This is a genomic window from Aestuariibius violaceus (assembly GCF_040779325.2).
GTDB lineage: Bacteria > Pseudomonadota > Alphaproteobacteria > Rhodobacterales > Rhodobacteraceae > Aestuariibius > Aestuariibius violaceus.
The window spans coordinates 207,811-223,856 of record NZ_JBFONT020000005.1; the positions used below are offsets into that span (position 1 = coordinate 207,811).

Here is a 16,046-nt window from a genome sequence, read left to right on the forward strand (position 1 = left end):
CTCCCTCTGATGGAGGGACGATGGCGGCTCAGGCGGGGTCTGTCAAAGGGCGGGTCGCCTTTTCGAGCCAGGCGCGAGCCTCGTCTGAGGCGAGGCGGGGCATAACTTTTCCTTTGGTTTCAGCGTGGTACGCGTCGATCCAGTCTCGCTCGAACGGGGCGAGGATGGCGGTGTCGATGAGGCGGCGGTCGAAGGGGACGAAGGTGAGCGTTTCGAAAGCGAGCCAGTCGTCCTGGCTGTCCGGCGTGACGGCGACAAGGTTTTCAAGGCGGATGCCGTAGGCGCCTTCCTCGTAGTAGCCCGGTTCGTTCGAGAGGATCATGCCCTTCTCCAGCGCGATGCCCGAGGTACTGGCGATACGTTGGGGGCCTTCGTGGACCGAGAGGTATACGCCGACGCCGTGGCCGGTGCCGTGGCCGTAATCCTTGCCCATGCGGCGAAGCGCGGCGCGGGCGAGGGGGTCGAGGTCGCGGCCTGCAGTTCCTTGCGGGAAGCGGGCGAGAGAGATCGCGATGACGCCTTGGAGCACGGCTGTGTAGGTCTTTCGCTTGTCGTCGGAGGGGGCGCCGATGGGGATCGTGCGTGTGATGTCGGTCGTGCCGTCGATGTACTGGCCGCCTGAATCCACGAGCAGGAGGTCGCCGTCGGCCGTCTGGCGGTTGGTCTCTTCCGTCACGCGATAATGGACGATAGCGCCGTTGGGGCCGGTGCCGGCTATCGTCTCGAAAGAGATATCGAGGAGCTGACCTGAGGCGCGGCGGCGCTGTTCGAGCTCTTTGACGGCGGTGATCTCGTCGATGCTGCCGATGGGTTGCGCGTCGAGCCAGGCGAGGAAGGCGGTGACAGCTGCGGCGTCGCGCAGATGGGCCTCGCGGGTGTTCTGGAGTTCTGTGGGGTTCTTCTTTGCTTTGGGGAGGAGGACAGGATCTGGCGCCTCTTCGATAGAAACCCCCGCTTTTTCAACGGATTGGAAGAGGATCTTCGGAGCGCTGTCTGGATCGATGCGGAGAGGGCCGTCGAGCGTTTTGAGGTGGTTGATCAGGGCGCCCGGGTCATGGACGGCAACGTCCGGACCCAGATGGCTGGCGATTTCCGTCGTCTTTGAATGGGTTGCGAAGAGATCAACGGCACCGTTGTCATGCAGGATGGCCATCGCGTGGGGAACGGGATTGCGGGGGATGTCGCTGCCACGGATATTAAGAAGCCAGGCGATGGAGTCCGGGAGCGTGATAAGAGCCTGCTTTTGTCCGGCGTCTCGAAGAGCTTCGGTGATCTCGGCACGTTTGTCGTCATGGCTCTTCCCCGCGAGATTGGCCGGGTAGGCAGAGAAGCGGGCGTCGGGAGCGTCGGGTTGATCAGGCCATATGCGGTCGATCAGATTGTCGATTTCGAGGAGAGAAAGGCCAGTATCTTCAAAAGCTTCGTTGAGCTTCCTTATCTGACTTTCGGTGTGAAGCCATGGATCATAGGCGATCTTTCCGCGGCCGATCTCATCCTTCAGCCAATCTGATAGCTGGGTCTTGGGCCAAGGCAGGATCGTGATCTCACCGGGGGTCTGTGCGTCGGCTTGGAGCGTGTAGCGGCTGTCGACGAAGAGGGCCGTGACCTTGCCGGAGACGACGGCAAACCCCGCGGAACCTGTGAAACCTGTGAGCCAGGCAAGCCGGTCGTCGCACGGGGCGACATATTCGCCCTGAAACCGGTCGGCGCGAGGAACGAGAAAGGCATCAACGCCTTCCTTCTTTAGCTCGTCCCGAAGTGCGGCAAGGCGCGGCGGGGACTGGTCGGGGGAGGTGCTTGGCGTGAAGGTCTGAAACATGGGGGCTCGCGGACAAGGGTCGTACAATTGCTGCCCCGATGTGGCCCGGTTGTCGAGTGTCAGACGGCAGCTTTAGGCCGGAAGCCACCGTGCCTCGTTCGCTTCGATTGCCGCGATTCGGTCCGCGGTCTTAGGATGGCTCAGAAGCCAGGCGGGCATGGCGCCGCGGTGGCCCGTCAGTGTCTCGAGCTTGCGGAAGAGGGTCTTTTGTGGCTCCGACCCGATCCCCGACTTCATGAGAAGGGCAGTAGCGTAGGCGTCGGCCTCATATTCGTCGGATCGGGAAAGACGGGCTGCAAGAAGGGAGGTCAGCGCGTTGGCGATCCAGACGCCAAGGCCAGGCAGAAATCGGGAGAGCAGCATCGCGAGTGCGGTGCGCAGTGCGTTCTGGCCCGAAAAATCGATCATCCGCCGCCGGGCGTGGCCGAGGGCGACGTGGCCGAGTTCGTGGGCGATGACTGAGGCCATCTCTTCGGCCGAGACCTCTCCGTCACGGTACTTCCGGTAAAAGCCGCGAGTAATGAAGATCCGGCCGTCTGGCGCGGCAAGACCGTTGACCGGATCGATCTCGTAGATGTGGACACGGATACGCGACAGGTCGAGAGAGGCCGCCATGCGATCGGTCAGGCGCTTGAGGCCGGGATCGGCGAGCTCCGTTGATTTCTCGTCGAGCTCACGCCGGGTGCGCCAGGCCGAGAAATGATAGAGGACGACCGCGTAGCCGATGGCCAGGAGAATGGGCAGAACCTTGATCATGAGGATGATATGGGTTCGCAGGGCCTCTGCGGAAAGAGGAACTTTCGCCGCGCCCCGGGGCTTGGCGGAAGAAAGGATCCTGCATGCCCGTTCCTGTCAGCGCCCTCGTCGATGCGGTCGTCATTATTGCGGCGCTTGTGGTCCTCACGCGGCTGGCCGGATTGCGATCGTTTTCCAAGATGTCGGGCTTCGACTTCGCGATCACAGTTGCCATGGGATCGGTTCTGGCAAGCGTCGTCGTGTCGCCCGATACAGGCATCCTGGCGGGCCTGTCTGCGTTGACCGCGCTCTTTCTGGTGCAGGCCGTGGTGGCACGGGCTCGAGTGGCCTCCTCCAGAACCCAGGAGGTGCTGGATAATGCCCCGCTGCTGATCATGGACGGGCCGACCATGCTAGAGGGCAACATGCAGGCGGCCAAGATCAGCCGGGCGGACCTTCTGGGCAAGCTGCGGGAGGCGAATGTCACCCAGTTGAGCCAGGTGCAGGCGGTGGTGTTCGAAGCGACCGGCGATGTGAGTGTCCTTCATCGAGGGGACGGTGAGATCGATGCGGTTCTTCTGGAGGATGTGGTGCGTGAGGCGTGATGGATTGGAAACACTTAAAATTGAAACCATTTTCTTCGGAACCAGGGGTTTTCCCCCTGGTTGAGAGGCTGATCGAGACGTCAGAGGCTCGACGCCAATGATGAGGCAAGCGGCATGAAAGAAGCAGCAGATCTATCGGATATCGATGATGTTCTCCGTCAGGCCTACCCGGCCGCGGAGGACAAGAATCGTGAGATCGAGCGGTTGATGATCCGGCTTGCGGCACGGGAAGCCTGCCGGAAGAGGACATCTGAGGCGGCTTGATCCGTACTCGTGCGGCGCGGGCTTCAGTTGGCTGGTTGCTGCGCTACTACCGGCCGAGCAGCCGCATCCCCCGATCGAGGCCCTCCAGCGTCATGGGCACCATGCGATCCGCACCAATGATCTCCTGGATCATCCCGATGGAGGGTGTGTAGCGCCAATGGCGCTCTTCTAGCGGATTGATCCAGAGGCAACCGGGCCATTTCTGGACTGCGCGTTCGAGCCAGACGCGGCCCGCCTCTTCATTCCAGTATTCATTGGCACCGCCGGGCATCGCGATCTCATAAGGTGACATGGAAGCGTCGCCGACAAAGATGCATTTATAGTCGGAACCGTAGGTGCGAAGGATCTCGGTTGTCGGTGTCTGGGCGTTCCAGCGCCGGCGGTTATCGCGCCAGACGCCTTCGTAGAGACAGTTGTGAAAGTAGAAGTGGTCGAAGTGTTTGAATTCAGCCTTGGCGGCGGAGAAAAGCTCTGAGGCGACCTTGGCGTGGGGATCCATGGAGCCGCCGACATCGAGGAAGAGAAGGACCTTCACTGCGTTGCGCCGTTCCGGTCGGGTCTGCACGTCCAGATAGCCGTGTTCGGCCGTGGCACGGATCGTGCCGTTGAGGTCGAGTTCTTCATTCGCGCCGTCGCGCGCCCAACGGCGGAGGCGTTTGAGCGCCACCTTGATGTTGCGGGTGCCAAGTTCGACCGTGTCGTCGAGATTGCGGAACTCGCGTTTGTCCCAAACTTTCACAGCGCGCTGGTGGCGGCTTTCCTTCTGGCCTATGCGGACGCCTTCGGGATTGAAGCCATAGGCACCGAAAGGCGAGGTTCCGGCGGTGCCGATCCACTTGCTGCCGCCTTGGTGGCGGCCCTGTTGTTCCTTGAGGCGCTCGTGCAGGGTTTCCATCAACTTTTCGAAGCCGCCTAGGGCTTCGATCTCGGCCTTTTCGGCGTCGCTGAGGTGTTTCTCGGCCATCTTCTCCAGCCAATCTCTCGGCAGGTCGACAGCGTTCAGGACCTGATCGACAGTAATCTGCTCAAGGCCCTCGAAAGCGGTGGCAAAAGCGCGGTCGAACTTGTCGATATTGCGCTCGTCCTTAACGAGGCAGGTCCGGGCGAGATGGTAGAAAGCGTCGATGTCGTATGTGGCCAGCCCCCTCGACATCGCTTCGAGGAACGTCAGGTGCTCGCGCAGCGAGACAGGGACGCCGGTGTCCCGCAAGGTCTGGAAGAAGGGCAGAAACATCGCGCCTCAGACGTAGAAGACGCGGTCCACCAAGATCAAGAGGAAGAGGCCCGCGAGGCCAAAGATGATGGCATAGACGAGTGCATATTGCGCGATGTCAGCCCTTTTGCCGCCACGCTTTCGCGCAACGAATGCGCCTGCCAGGGCGCCTAGAAAAAGGCCGGATAAGGGAAAGATCATAGGGCCGTCCGGATCTCTCGCGCGGGGTTCAGGTCGCGCACTTCTTGCAGGCGGGCGCGCACCTCCCGCGCGTCGCCGAAGCCGTATCGCGCCCAGGCGAGGCTGTCCAGACGGACGGCGCGGGCTTCCTCCGCCTGGCCGGTCAGGTCGAGTGCCTCGGCGCGGAACATCAGGAGCGTAGCGAGAAGAGCGGCGTTTTCGGCGTCCCGGGCGGCAGGGATGGCCTCGCCCGTGATGGCGAGCGTGGCGGCGCCGTCGCCTGAACTGAGCGCGTAGGCCGCCAGTTGAACGGCGACATGGGCGGCGTGCAGCTTGGTCAGCGACGACCCGTTGTAGACGTCAAAGGATTCGCGGAACGACAGGATGGCGCGCCCGGGCTGAGTGATGAGCTGAAGCCGCCCCAGAACATAGAGCGAGAAGCCGCGGCGTGGGCCGGTCCAGCCATAGCTGCGGGCGATGTCGACAGCGCGGGCGGCGGAACGGCGGCGGGCGTCGAAGGACGAGCCGTTCTTGAGGGCCGTTTCGATCGCATTGGTCCACCGGTCAGTTGTCACGGTCTGATAGCTGCGACCGCCGTTTGCGCCGCGCGGGTTGAGGCGGTTCAAAAGCGCAGGCAGGCGCGCCGCAACCTGCTCACGCGACATGCCGCTGCGCAGTTCAGGTGCGTAGGTCGCGCGCAGGATCAGCATATCAAAGCCGGTCAGGACAGCGTGGATGTTGTCGTCGTTGAAAACGCTGTCGGGCAGTCGGTAGAGGTCGTTAAGCGGGCCGAGAGCTTGCGCGAGTTCCTCATGCAGGCAGTCGCGGACATCCTGCGGGGCGGTGTCGGACGGCAGGAAGACGGCGGCGCGGGTCCGCTCGGTCAGGGTCGTCCAATCCACGGCGGGCGTGCGACGGACGGCGCGGAAATTCTCCCAACTCGACACGCGGGGGACGACGAAACAGGCGGCGTTGGGCACAGCGCGCTGGAGGCGGCCGCGTGGGACGGCCTCGATCGTGATCGAGGCATCGCCGGAGTTTACGCGACTGATGTCGATCCCGGCTTCGCTCCTGAGGCGTCGGAGGAGCCGGTCGAGGTCGGGGACGAGACTGGCCGGGGCATTTCCGATAACGCGCACGGTCACGGGCCCTTCAAAGCGGTTGAAGATTGGGATCTTGCGGCCGCTTTCCATCTCGAAAGACAGGTCGAGGAAGTCCTGTGCGATCTCGGCATTTGACCTGATCGGGCGGCTTGCCGGCGCGGTCGCAAAGCTTTTCATCGCTGGGAGATCCGTTGTGCCGACACCGGCCGCGCGGTCAGGTGGCGCACTGACCGGCGCGCAGGAGGCCAGCAGAAGTGCGATGGCAAGGGCAGATCGCTTCATACTCCGCCCCGCTGGTACTTGATGAAGGGGGTCAGCTCGGCCACCCGATCATAAAGGCGCCGGGCCGTTTCGTTGAAATATTGGGTCGTCCAGTAGACAGATGGCGCGCCTGCTGCGTCCGCCCTGGCATAGACGTCCTCGATCAAGGCACGTCCAATGCCCTGACCACGATAGTCGGGGTCAGCGTAGAGATCCTGCAGATAGCAGACATTCTCGATCTGCCAGCAATGGCGGTGAAAGACATAATGCGCCAGACCGACCGGCCGACCGTCGGCGGTCGCGAGTAGGGCGGAATAGTCTTGCGGGTCATCACCGATCAGCCGCGCGAAGGTCGTGTCGTAGATCTCCGACGGCAAGCTCGTCTCATAAAACGCGAGATAGGCGCCCCAGAGCCGATCCCAATCAGATCGGTCGCGGGCCTCCAACGGGCGAATGTCTACCGGCATGGCAGGCAGTTATCCTCAATCGTCATCCTTCCGGCAGCGCAGCTATCAGCGCATGAATGGTCCCGATTGGCGAGCAAAAAACCGTCGATGTCTCCGGCTTCGGCCGAAATCGTTGCGCAAACGAATCAGCGGGCAGAAGCCCGCCCAAAGAGTTCACGCCGCCGAAACGATATTTCGGAAATGTGACGGGATGAGAGGTCAATTAGATCTACTTTAGGTTGGGTCGCTCGCCCGGGGGAGGTGAGCTTTTCGCAGAGAACATCCTGCAAGTCGCCGGTCGGCAAGGGCATGCCGCACCGGTTGCGGAGGAGTCGTCTCGATGGTGAAGGTGGACAAGATCGAAGAAACGGGAGGGGAACGACGGGACGTCGTGATCCGGTATCTGCCACGGGCGGGTGCCGATCTCGCCCTGCATGCGACGCCGACGGAGCGCAGCTATATTCACAACGCACTTAGCTTCTCGCCACACGGGCGGAAGGACATCACGGACGGATCTTTCCGGGTGCGTCGGATCGGCCTCCTCGATGTCGTCTTCGCCCTGTCTGAGGAGGCTGAGCGGACGCTTGTCGTTGTCCATGCTGTGCGGCCCTACGAGCCGCCGGACTTCCGGGACCGGCTGCGCCGGACCCTGGAATGGATAAGGCTTGTTCGGGGGGCTGCGGGGCTCTAGCCACCGCGACGGGCAAGGAAGGCGAGCCGTTCGAAGAGGTGAACGTCCTGCTCGTTCTTCAGAAGCGCGCCATGGAGCTTCGGCAGGGCAGAGGCCGCGTCGCCCTTGAGGTCCGCTGGTGTGAGATCCTCGGCTAAGAGCAGCTTCAGCCAATCCAAAACCTCGGAGGTCGAGGGTTTTTTCTTGAGGCCCGGTGTCTCGCGGACCTCGTAGAACTGGGTAAGCGCGGTCGTCAGCAACGCTTCCTTGATCCCCGGATGGTGGACCTCGACGATACGCTTCAGCGTCTCGATCTCGGGGAAGCGAATGTAATGAAAGAAGCAGCTGCGCAGGAACGCGTCGGGCAGCTCCTTCTCGTTGTTCGAGGTGATGATGACGATCGGGCGATGTTTCGCGGCAACAGTCTCGCCGGTCTCGTAGACATGGAACTCCATCCGGTCGAGCTCCTGCAGGAGGTCATTCGGGAACTCGATATCAGCCTTGTCGATCTCGTCGATCAGCAAGACGGTCTTGGTGTCCGCCTCGAAGGCCTGCCAGAGCTTGCCGCGTTTGATGTAGTTCGCCACGTCTTCCACGCGCGGGTCGCCAAGCTGGCTGTCGCGCAGGCGGCTGACGGCATCGTATTCGTAAAGGCCCTGTTGTGCCTTGGTTGTCGACTTGATGTGCCACTCGATCATCGGAAGGCCCAGGGACTCGGCGACCTGCCGGGCAAGCTCGGTCTTGCCAGTGCCGGGCTCGCCTTTGACGAGAAGTGGACGTTCGAGCATCACCGCAGCGTTGACAGCAACGGAGAGGTCCTCGGTAGCAATATATTTATCAGTTGAGCGGAAGGTCATCGAAGGCTCCGGGTGGGCAGCTTTTCGCGGCACCCTAGCAGAGCGCGGCACTGCTTCAACTCCCCGCGAGCGTTAAGGATTTGGGGGCGTGACACGCCCTGGAAATGGGACTAAACGGGCGCCAGTTTCGGAAGGGGAGCGAATGTCTGACACTGCAAGAAGATCGGACGTCGCATCAGCCAAGGGATCGAGAATGAAAGCTGAGGTGTTTCTGCCGGACGACTATCGTCCGGCCGAGAGCGAGCCGTTCATGAACGAGCGACAGCTCGAATACTTCCGCCGAAAGCTGCTGAATTGGAAGGCGGAACTTCTGTCAGACAGCCGGGATACGATCAGCGGATTGCAGGAGAGCACACGCAACATTCCCGACGTCGCCGACCGTGCGAGTGAAGAAACCGACCGCGCGCTCGAGTTGCGGACCCGGGATCGCCAGCGCAAGTTGGTTGCCAAGATCGATGCGGCCCTGCGCCGGATCGAGGAAGGCGAATACGGCTATTGCGACATGACCGGAGAGCCGATTTCACTTAAGCGGCTGGATGCGCGTCCAATCGCGACGCTGAGCCTGGAAGCCCAGGAGCGTCATGAGCGGCGCGAAAAGGTTCATCGCGACGATTAAACAAAAGGGCGCCTCCGGGCGCCCTTTTCGATTTGGAGATGCCGTCGCTTAGAAGAGAGAGCGGCGGTGTCCGACGTGGCCGACAATGGCATGGGTCGACCAATCGACGCGGTATATCTCTTCATCGATTTCCATGTAGACCCAACCGTCGCGCACAGGCTCTAGCCCGTAGTAATCGACGTTCATCAGCAGGTTATGTTTGCCGCGTTCCAGAACGAGACCGTTTTCAAGCGGCGGCTTTCGGCTAGAGACCGGTACAGTCACGCAACCAGCGCCCGTTCTGCTGGTGAGGCAGGCCATTTCCTCTTCTTCATCGATGACGAAACGCTCTGATGCGACGGGCTGAAGGGTCCGCGGGGCCATCATACACGCAGCCCCGGCAGCGCGGGTTGCGCAGCCCGTGCCGAAATCAATCTCAGGAACGGCAGCGATCGAGGCAGAAGTATCGATCAAAGCGCTTTGCGCAACCTCACACCCGGCGCCCGTCGCATTCGTGGAGCAAAGCGTGGCGGCAGCCGGCCCTCCCAGTGAAGCGATACCGGCAAAAGCGATGGCGGCAAGGCGCATGATCGGGTCTCCTTCCTCTGACAACATCCGGGTAACGGTGCGGTGGCGCCAGAAGTTCCTTGACCCGATACTAACGCAAGTCAGGCCGCCAGGTCGACCCAGACGGGCACATGGTCCGACGGTTTCTCTTTCGCGCGCACTTCGGCCTCGATCCCACAGTCCCGCATCAAATCGGCACATTGGGGTGTCATCAGCACATGGTCGATGCGGATCCCGTCGTTCCGATCGAACGCATTCGCTTGATAATCCCAGAACGAATAAAGGCCCGGCTGCGGATGGCGGGCGCGGATCGCCTCGGTGAAACCGAGGTTCACAATGCGACGATAAGCGTTTCGGCTTTCGAGCCGGAAGAGCGCGTCATCGCGCCAGGCATCGGGACGTGCGGCATCCTCTGCCTGCGGGATGATATTGTAGTCACCCGCCATCAGCGCCGGGGTCTCATCAGACAGGAGATCCTGCGCGCGGGTGAGGAGACGTTCCATCCAGGCGAGCTTGTAATCGTATTTCGGCCCCGGCGATGGATTACCGTTGGGCAGATAGAGGCCGCAGAGGCGGATCGCCGCCTCGCCGACGACCGTGGCCTCGATCCAGCGCGCCTGCTCGTCGCTGTCGTCACCTGGCAGACCGCGCGCGACATCTTCGAGCGGGAGCTTGGAGAGGATCGCGACGCCGTTGAACCCTTTCTGCCCGTGGGTTTCGACGTTGTAGCCGCGATCTTCGAACGGCTCACGGGGGAACGCTTCGTCGACCGACTTGATTTCCTGTAGCAGGGCGACGTCCGGCGCGCTCTCATCCAGCCAGTCAAGGACAGCGGGCAGGCGAGCCTTCACACCGTTGATGTTGAATGTCGCGATCTTCATCACCTTTACCTGCCCGAGCAGAAAGCCTGGCGCAAGCAGCGATCATACTGGCATGTTCTCGAACGGATCGCGGCGCAGATAGGCGCGGGCGTCATCCTCTTCTTCGGCCGAGAACACCCGCATGTCGATGCCAGGAACGATCGCCTCTTCGATGCGTGCCGCCGCAAGAAGCCAGTCCTGATTTGCAACGACAGCGATGCGGGCAAAGTTGTCGAGGGTTCCGAGCAGAGGCACCACCCGGTTCAGTTCCGCGGCAAGGGCCCCCATGCTTGGCATTTCGACGTCGATATATCTCAGGAGAAGGCCGGCATCCTCTAGCGTCTCAGCCTTGGCGATAAACGCATCGAGCGCTCCAGCCATCTCTTCGGTCTCGACCCGGCCCGAGATATCAACTGTCAGAATGTTGTCTTCGACGTCTCTCAGTTCGAACATATGTCAGCATACCGCCAGAAGGGCAGGGCTGGCCAGATCTTACATTGAAAAGCTGGTTCCGCAGCCGCAGCTTGAGGTGGCGTTGGGATTTTCGATGACGAAACGAGCACCAATCAGTTCGTCGGCGAAGTCGATCTGAGCATCCTGAAGGAATGGCAGCGAGACGCTGTCGATCACGACCTTCTCGCCCGCGCCTTCAAGGATCAGATCATCCTCCTTCGGTGCGTCGAGCGTGATCTCATATTGAAAGCCCGAGCATCCACCGCCTTCCACGGCAACGCGCAAGGCCTTGCCTTCGGCGGACGCGCCGATTTCGGACAGGCGTTCGAAGGCGCGATCGGTCACTTTCGGGGGCAGGGTCAGCATGGGTCGGACCTTGGGATTTCCTCTGAGCTGCAATATAGGAGGAGCCGAAGTGGCCCACAAGACGAGGCGCGCCATGCCAGCCCCCTATGCCTGCGATCCGAGCGTGAGCCGGGGGCGGCTCTATCCCGAACCCGAAAGCAGCTTTCGGTCGTGCTTTCAACGGGATCGCGACCGGATCATCCATTCGAGCGCCTTCCGGCGGCTCAAGCACAAGACGCAGGTCTTCGTAGAGCATGAGGGGGACTACTTCCGCACCCGCTTGACCCATTCGATCGAGGTGGCTCAGGTGGCGCGAACGATTTCCGGCGCCTTGGGATTGAACGAGGAACTGACCGAGGCGGTGGCTCTGGCCCATGATCTTGGTCACACCCCGTTTGGCCACACGGGTGAGGACGCGCTGCACGCCTTGATGGCGCCCTATGGCGGGTTCGACCATAACGCGCAGGCGATCCGGATCGTGACCGCGCTGGAGCGGCACTACGCGGAGTTTGACGGGTTGAATCTCACCTGGGAAACCCTTGAAGGGATTGCAAAACACAATGGTCCGGTCAAACCGCCGCTGCCCGCTGCGCTGGCGGAATATGCGACGCGGCACGATCTGGAACTGGCGACCCATGCCAGCGCGGAGGCGCAGGTCGCGGCCTTGTCGGATGATGTCGCTTACAACAATCACGACCTGCATGACGGCCTTCGGGCGGGCCTCTTTACCGACGACGATATCTGCGGCTTGCCCATCGTCGGTCCGGCTTATGCGGAGGTCGACCGCACCTATCCGGGGCTGGAGCCCCGCAGGCGGCGGCATGAAGCGCTGAGGCGTGTCTTCGGCGCGATGGTCAGCGATGTGATCAAAGTCTCACGGGCGGCGCTTGAGACCTCTGGTGCGCAAACCGCGGACGATATCCGCACCCTCGGGCGGCAGGTGATCCGTTTCTCCGACGGTATGTGGGCTGAGATCCAGGGGATCCGAGCCTTCCTGTTCGAGCGCATGTACCGCGCGCCCGACGTCAAGCGGATGCGCGCAGATGTCACGCGCGTGGTCGAGGACCTCTTCCCGCTTTTTATGTCCGACCCCACTCAATTGCCCTCCGACTGGCGCACCGATGTGCTGGAGGCGGAGGATGAGGAGGCGCTGGCTCGGATCGTCGCCGACTACATCGCCGGGATGACGGACCGTTTCGCGCTAGAGACCCATCAGAGGCTGATCGGATAGGCGCTGGCATCCGCCGCGCCGCCGCGCTAAGCGCACGCCCATGAACATCTTTGCCGATATCCGCGCCCTTGTCGTCGAGACGCTTGAAAGCCTGGCAGCCGACGGAAAGCTGCCCGAAGGGCTGAGTTACGACAACGTCACCGTCGAGCCGCCGCGTGATGCAGGACACGGCGACATGGCGACGAACGCAGCGATGGTGCTGGCCAAGCCTGCGGGCATGAAGCCGCGCGACATCGCTGAGGTACTAGCGGAGCGGCTGACGGGCGATGACCGGATCGCCGAAGCACAGGTGGCGGGGCCGGGGTTCCTCAACATGAGGCTGACGCCCGCCGTCTGGCAGGCCGTGGTGCGGTCTGCGCTGGCTGATCCAGGTTACGGCCAGTCGGCGGTGGGCGCCGGGCAGAAGGTCAATGTCGAATACGTCTCGGCCAATCCGACCGGGCCGCTCCATGTGGGTCATACGCGGGGGGCGGTGTTCGGGGATGCGCTGGCCTCTTTGCTGGGTTTCGCAGGCTACGACGTCACCCGGGAATACTACATCAATGATGGCGGCGCGCAGGTCGATACGCTCGCCCGGTCGGTCTACCTTCGCTACCTCGAAGCGCATGGGGAGGATGTCGAGTTCCCGGACGGGACGTATCCGGGCGACTACCTCGTCGCGGTCGGCGAGGCGCTGAAGGAGAAGGTTGGCGACCAGTTCGTCGGCAAGGGCGAACAGTACTGGCTGGCCGAGGTGCGGGATTTTGCGTCGGATGCGATGATGGACCTGATCCGCGAGGATCTGGCGGCAATCGGCGTCGAGATGGATGTCTTCTTCTCCGAGAAATCGCTCTACGGCACGGGCCGGATCGAGGCGGCGATCGACAGCCTGCGCGACAAGGATCTGATCTATCGCGGTACGCTGGAGCCGCCCAAGGGCAAGGTACCCGAGGATTGGGAGCCGCGGGAGCAGACGCTTTTCCGCTCGACCGCCCATGGCGACGACGTGGACCGGCCGATCCAGAAATCCGACGGCTCCTGGACCTACTTTGCCCCCGACATCGCCTATCACTACGACAAGATCGAGCGGGGCTTCGATCAGTTGATCGATGTCTTCGGCGCCGACCATGGCGGTTATGTCAAGCGGATGAAGGCGGCGGTCTCGGCCTTGTCGGACGGCAAGGTCCCGGTCGATATCAAGCTCTGCCAGCTTGTCCGGCTCTTCAAGAAAGGCGAGCCATTCAAGATGTCGAAGCGGGCAGGGACGTTCATTACCTTGCGCGATGTCGTCGACGAGGTCGGTCCGGACGTGACGCGGTTCACGATGCTGACCCGCAAGAACGACGCGCCGCTCGATTTCGACTTCGACAAGGTGGTCGAGCAGTCGAAGGACAACCCGGTTTTCTATGTCCAGTACGCCCATGCGCGGGTCAAATCAGTGTTGCGGAAGGCAGAGATCGATGTGAGCGACGAGGCGCTGGCCGAGGCGGACCTTTCGGTGCTGGACCACGATGCGCAACTCGATGTCGCGCGGAAGATTGCCGAATGGCCACGCCTGGTCGAGATCGCGGCGCGCACGAACGAACCGCACAGGATCGCCTTCTATCTCTATGATTTGGCAAGTGTTTTCCATTCTCTCTGGAATCGCGGCAACGACGATCCGTCGCTCAGGTTCCTGCAGGAGGGCGATGAGGCCACAAGTCGGTCGAAAATCGCCCTTGCCCGGGCGGTTGCGGTTGTTTTGGCGACCGGTCTGGGTATCCTCGGCGTCACTCCTGCGGAAGAGATGCGCTAAAGCGCACGCGGCCCGCAGGGGTGGGCAGTATTGAAAAGAGACGGCGGGATATACCTGCCGCAGCGAGGCGATATGGCAGTCAACGGGTTCGAGGACAGCTCCCCGGCGCATACCAGTGCGGCGGGCACAGGGCGTTTGGTCAATCTGGCAGGGGCGGCGATGTCGCTGGCGCTGATGGCGGGCATCGGCGTCTGGGGCTACAAGCTGGTCGTGCGTGACGTGAGCGGCATCCCTGTGGTGCGTGCGCTTGAGGGGCCCATGCGCGCCGCACCTGAGGATCCAGGCGGCGTGGTGGCGGTTCATCAGGGGCTTGCGGTCAACGAGGTGGCCGCGGTTGGAACGGCCGGCGGGCCGGAAGACCGGCTTGTACTGGCGCCACAGGAGATCGATTTGACCGACGAAGACGAACCCGTGCTCGCCGGTGGAGAACTGGCTCTGGTCGAGGGCGATGATGCCCCCCTGATCCCGGCTGAACTGTTCGAAGAGCCGCCCGCCTACGAACGCGCCATCATGGCGGCGGAAGGTCTGGCCCGTATCGACGCACCAGCCCAAGAAGGTGAGGCCGAACTTGTTCTGGCCGCGGCGCCCGGTCCGCAAACCCCCGTCCGAGAGGCTGCGCCCGAAGTCGACGCCGTTCAGGCGGTTCTGGAAGCCGTCGTCGCTGGAGCGGATATTCCGCAGTTCGAGGTCATCCCGGCGAGCGTTCCCGGCGTGATCCGGTCCGAACGTCCGCGCCTGCGCCCCGAAGGCTCTGGCCTCGTGGCGCCGATCCCGGCGGCTTCGTTTCAGGCGACGCTGGCCGCGGACGAGATCGCAGAAGGAACGCAGCTCGTCCAACTCGGCGCGTTCGACAGCCCGGAGATCGCCCGTTCCGAATGGACGCGCCTGACCGGCAGCTTCGATGATTATTTCGTAGAGAAGGCGCGCATCGTCCAACAGACGGAGCGCAACGGCCGCACGTTCTATCGTCTGCGGGCCCATGGCTTCGAAGATCTGAGCGACGCGCGCCGGTTCTGCGCTGCGCTGACCGCCAAGCGGGCAGAGTGCATTCCGGTGACCGCCCGCTAGGATGGGGCAGGGCGCCTTTATCACCGGCTGCGCAGGCCGCGCTGTCACCAAGGCGGAAAAGGCGCTCTTTCGCGAGGCCGATCCTTGGGGATTCATCCTCTTTGCCCGAAATATCGAGACTCCTGCCCAGACACGCCGGTTGGTCGCCGATCTGCGGGAAAGTGTCGGGCGTGATGCCCCCGTCCTGATCGACCAGGAGGGTGGGCGGGTTCAACGCCTGAAACCGCCGATCTGGCGGGCCTACCCCCCGGCGCTTGATCAGGTCCGTGCGACCGCCGGATCGGTGCGGGCGATGTATCTGCGCCAGCGCCTGATTTCCGCGGAGTTGCATGATATTGGCATCGATGTGAACTGCGTGCCGTGCCTCGACCTGCTGACCGATGAAACCCATCCGATGCTCGCCAACCGTCTTCTCGGCGCCGAAACCGACGAGATCGTTCCCCTCGCCCAAGCGATCATCGATGGCGGCCGCGACGGTGGCGTGCGGTCGGTCATCAAGCACTTGCCGGGCTATGGCCGCGCCAGCCTCGACAGCCACAAAGCACTGCCGCGCGTCGACACGCCACTGGCCGAGCTGACCGAGACCGATTTCGAGCCGTTCCGGCCCTTCGCGGACGAGGCAATGGGGATGACGGCCCATATCCTTTTCACCGATGTCGATCCCGACCGGCCCGTCACCCAGTCCCCGGACGGCATCCGCCTGATCCGGGAACAGATCGGGTTCGATGGCCTTTTGATGACAGACGATATCTCGATGGAGGCGCTTTCGGGCAGCATCACGGAGCGGTCGAGGGCATCGCTTGCCGCAGGGTGCGACCTCGTCCTGCATTGCAACGGCGCGTTTGACGAGATCCAGATCGTCGCCGAAACCTGCGGCGCGATGACTGAGGCGTCACAGGCCCGCGCGGATCGTGCCGTTACCGCGACGCTCACGCCCATCGAGGATGACATCCCTGCGCTTTTGGCAGAGTATGAGGCCCTGTTGAAAGGGGCCTGACCC

General features: G+C 62.6%; 18 protein-coding genes. 7 read left to right on the plus strand and 11 right to left on the minus strand.

Going from position 1 to position 16,046, the window contains the following annotated elements; translation table 11 throughout:
• Nucleotides 1–28: 28 nt before the first annotated feature.
• Nucleotides 29–1,819: a M24 family metallopeptidase gene (locus AADZ90_RS16585; RefSeq protein WP_367312658.1), complete on the minus strand. Its 1,791-nt coding sequence runs from the start codon at nt 1,817–1,819 to the stop codon at nt 29–31.
• A gap of 72 nt (nt 1,820–1,891) precedes the next feature.
• A complete protein-coding gene (locus AADZ90_RS16590) occupies nt 1,892–2,575 on the minus strand; it encodes a M48 family metallopeptidase (RefSeq protein WP_367312657.1) in 684 nt (227 codons plus the stop codon).
• A gap of 83 nt (nt 2,576–2,658) precedes the next feature.
• Between AADZ90_RS16590 and AADZ90_RS16595 the strand changes: the two genes are divergently transcribed.
• Nucleotides 2,659–3,159 carry a DUF421 domain-containing protein gene (locus AADZ90_RS16595; RefSeq protein ID WP_367312656.1) on the plus strand — a complete coding sequence of 167 codons (501 nt, stop codon included), beginning with the start codon at nt 2,659–2,661 and terminating at the stop codon, nt 3,157–3,159.
• 310 nt (nt 3,160–3,469) lie between these two features.
• Here AADZ90_RS16595 and AADZ90_RS16600 read toward each other — a convergent pair whose 3' ends face one another.
• Genes AADZ90_RS16600 through AADZ90_RS16615 form a run of 4 tightly spaced genes read right to left on the minus strand, consistent with a single transcriptional unit; the run spans nt 3,470 to nt 6,647 of the window.
• A complete protein-coding gene (locus tag AADZ90_RS16600; protein WP_367312655.1) occupies nt 3,470–4,657 on the minus strand; it encodes a vWA domain-containing protein in 1,188 nt (395 codons plus the stop codon).
• A 6-nt stretch (nt 4,658–4,663) separates the two neighbouring features.
• Entirely contained in the window at nt 4,664–4,837 is a 174-nt protein-coding gene (locus AADZ90_RS16605) for a hypothetical protein (protein ID WP_367312654.1), read from the minus strand.
• The gene (locus tag AADZ90_RS16610; RefSeq protein WP_367312653.1) at nt 4,834–6,201 is read right to left on the minus strand and encodes a DUF2927 domain-containing protein; all 1,368 of its coding nucleotides are present in this window, start codon (nt 6,199–6,201) and stop codon (nt 4,834–4,836) included. The genes AADZ90_RS16605 and AADZ90_RS16610 overlap by 4 nt, the downstream gene beginning before the upstream one ends.
• On the minus strand, nt 6,198–6,647 hold the full coding sequence (locus tag AADZ90_RS16615; protein WP_367312652.1) for a GNAT family N-acetyltransferase: 450 nt from the start codon (nt 6,645–6,647) through the stop codon (nt 6,198–6,200). Before AADZ90_RS16615 ends, AADZ90_RS16610 begins: the two co-directional genes overlap by 4 nt.
• A 319-nt stretch (nt 6,648–6,966) precedes the next feature.
• On the opposite strand from AADZ90_RS16615, the gene AADZ90_RS16620 reads away from it, so the two are divergent.
• Nucleotides 6,967–7,317 carry a hypothetical protein gene (locus AADZ90_RS16620; protein WP_367312651.1) on the plus strand — a complete coding sequence of 117 codons (351 nt, stop codon included), beginning with the start codon at nt 6,967–6,969 and terminating at the stop codon, nt 7,315–7,317.
• On the opposite strand, the gene AADZ90_RS16625 is transcribed toward AADZ90_RS16620, so the two are convergent.
• Complete coding sequence (locus AADZ90_RS16625; RefSeq protein ID WP_367312650.1) at nt 7,314–8,153, minus strand: AAA family ATPase; 840 nt, start codon at nt 8,151–8,153, stop codon at nt 7,314–7,316. The two genes, AADZ90_RS16620 and AADZ90_RS16625, sit on opposite strands and share 4 nt — an antisense overlap.
• A gap of 193 nt (nt 8,154–8,346) precedes the next feature.
• On the opposite strand from AADZ90_RS16625, the gene dksA reads away from it, so the two are divergent.
• Nucleotides 8,347–8,769 carry an RNA polymerase-binding protein DksA gene (dksA, locus tag AADZ90_RS16630; RefSeq protein WP_367312649.1) on the plus strand — a complete coding sequence of 141 codons (423 nt, stop codon included), beginning with the start codon at nt 8,347–8,349 and terminating at the stop codon, nt 8,767–8,769.
• Between the two features lie 48 nt (nt 8,770–8,817).
• On the opposite strand, the gene AADZ90_RS16635 is transcribed toward dksA, so the two are convergent.
• The 4 genes from AADZ90_RS16635 to AADZ90_RS16650 form a co-directional block, all read right to left on the minus strand.
• Nucleotides 8,818–9,336 carry a hypothetical protein gene (locus tag AADZ90_RS16635; RefSeq protein WP_367312648.1) on the minus strand — a complete coding sequence of 173 codons (519 nt, stop codon included), beginning with the start codon at nt 9,334–9,336 and terminating at the stop codon, nt 8,818–8,820.
• Nucleotides 9,337–9,416: 80 nt separating this feature from the next.
• Nucleotides 9,417–10,196: an exodeoxyribonuclease III gene (gene xth, locus AADZ90_RS16640; protein WP_367312647.1), complete on the minus strand. Its 780-nt coding sequence runs from the start codon at nt 10,194–10,196 to the stop codon at nt 9,417–9,419.
• A 42-nt stretch (nt 10,197–10,238) separates the two neighbouring features.
• A complete protein-coding gene (locus AADZ90_RS16645) occupies nt 10,239–10,628 on the minus strand; it encodes a SpoIIAA family protein (RefSeq protein WP_367312646.1) in 390 nt (129 codons plus the stop codon).
• Between the two features lie 39 nt (nt 10,629–10,667).
• Nucleotides 10,668–10,991 carry a HesB/IscA family protein gene (locus tag AADZ90_RS16650; protein WP_367312661.1) on the minus strand — a complete coding sequence of 108 codons (324 nt, stop codon included), beginning with the start codon at nt 10,989–10,991 and terminating at the stop codon, nt 10,668–10,670.
• A gap of 76 nt (nt 10,992–11,067) precedes the next feature.
• Here AADZ90_RS16650 and AADZ90_RS16655 point away from each other — a divergent pair, with 76 nt between their 5' ends.
• The 4 genes from AADZ90_RS16655 to AADZ90_RS16670 all read left to right on the plus strand — a co-directional run bounded on the left by AADZ90_RS16655 (nt 11,068) and on the right by AADZ90_RS16670 (nt 16,043).
• The gene (locus AADZ90_RS16655; RefSeq protein ID WP_367312645.1) at nt 11,068–12,204 is read left to right on the plus strand and encodes a deoxyguanosinetriphosphate triphosphohydrolase; all 1,137 of its coding nucleotides are present in this window, start codon (nt 11,068–11,070) and stop codon (nt 12,202–12,204) included.
• Nucleotides 12,205–12,244: 40 nt separating this feature from the next.
• Nucleotides 12,245–13,978, plus strand: coding sequence for an arginine--tRNA ligase (gene argS, locus AADZ90_RS16660; protein ID WP_367312644.1), 1,734 nt, complete (start codon nt 12,245–12,247; stop codon nt 13,976–13,978).
• A gap of 72 nt (nt 13,979–14,050) precedes the next feature.
• Nucleotides 14,051–15,046 carry an SPOR domain-containing protein gene (locus AADZ90_RS16665; RefSeq protein WP_367312643.1) on the plus strand — a complete coding sequence of 332 codons (996 nt, stop codon included), beginning with the start codon at nt 14,051–14,053 and terminating at the stop codon, nt 15,044–15,046.
• Nucleotide 15,047: 1 nt separating this feature from the next.
• The gene (locus tag AADZ90_RS16670; RefSeq protein WP_367312642.1) at nt 15,048–16,043 is read left to right on the plus strand and encodes a glycoside hydrolase family 3 N-terminal domain-containing protein; all 996 of its coding nucleotides are present in this window, start codon (nt 15,048–15,050) and stop codon (nt 16,041–16,043) included.
• Nucleotides 16,044–16,046: the final 3 nt, after the last annotated feature.

Coding starts and splice junctions, on each gene's coding strand:
- AADZ90_RS16585 (WP_367312658.1), bottom strand. CDS start 1,819: ATGTTTCAGACCTTCACGCCAAGCACCTCCCCCGACCAGTCCCCGCCG.
- AADZ90_RS16590 (WP_367312657.1), bottom strand. CDS start 2,575: ATGATCAAGGTTCTGCCCATTCTCCTGGCCATCGGCTACGCGGTCGTC.
- AADZ90_RS16595 (WP_367312656.1), top strand. CDS start 2,659: ATGCCCGTTCCTGTCAGCGCCCTCGTCGATGCGGTCGTCATTATTGCG.
- AADZ90_RS16600 (WP_367312655.1), bottom strand. CDS start 4,657: ATGTTTCTGCCCTTCTTCCAGACCTTGCGGGACACCGGCGTCCCTGTC.
- AADZ90_RS16605 (WP_367312654.1), bottom strand. CDS start 4,837: ATGATCTTTCCCTTATCCGGCCTTTTTCTAGGCGCCCTGGCAGGCGCA.
- AADZ90_RS16610 (WP_367312653.1), bottom strand. CDS start 6,201: ATGAAGCGATCTGCCCTTGCCATCGCACTTCTGCTGGCCTCCTGCGCG.
- AADZ90_RS16615 (WP_367312652.1), bottom strand. CDS start 6,647: ATGCCGGTAGACATTCGCCCGTTGGAGGCCCGCGACCGATCTGATTGG.
- AADZ90_RS16620 (WP_367312651.1), top strand. CDS start 6,967: ATGGTGAAGGTGGACAAGATCGAAGAAACGGGAGGGGAACGACGGGAC.
- AADZ90_RS16625 (WP_367312650.1), bottom strand. CDS start 8,153: ATGACCTTCCGCTCAACTGATAAATATATTGCTACCGAGGACCTCTCC.
- dksA (WP_367312649.1), top strand. CDS start 8,347: ATGAAAGCTGAGGTGTTTCTGCCGGACGACTATCGTCCGGCCGAGAGC.
- AADZ90_RS16635 (WP_367312648.1), bottom strand. CDS start 9,336: ATGCGCCTTGCCGCCATCGCTTTTGCCGGTATCGCTTCACTGGGAGGG.
- xth (WP_367312647.1), bottom strand. CDS start 10,196: ATGAAGATCGCGACATTCAACATCAACGGTGTGAAGGCTCGCCTGCCC.
- AADZ90_RS16645 (WP_367312646.1), bottom strand. CDS start 10,628: ATGTTCGAACTGAGAGACGTCGAAGACAACATTCTGACAGTTGATATC.
- AADZ90_RS16655 (WP_367312645.1), top strand. CDS start 11,068: ATGCCAGCCCCCTATGCCTGCGATCCGAGCGTGAGCCGGGGGCGGCTC.
- argS (WP_367312644.1), top strand. CDS start 12,245: ATGAACATCTTTGCCGATATCCGCGCCCTTGTCGTCGAGACGCTTGAA.
- AADZ90_RS16665 (WP_367312643.1), top strand. CDS start 14,051: ATGGCAGTCAACGGGTTCGAGGACAGCTCCCCGGCGCATACCAGTGCG.
- AADZ90_RS16670 (WP_367312642.1), top strand. CDS start 15,048: ATGGGGCAGGGCGCCTTTATCACCGGCTGCGCAGGCCGCGCTGTCACC.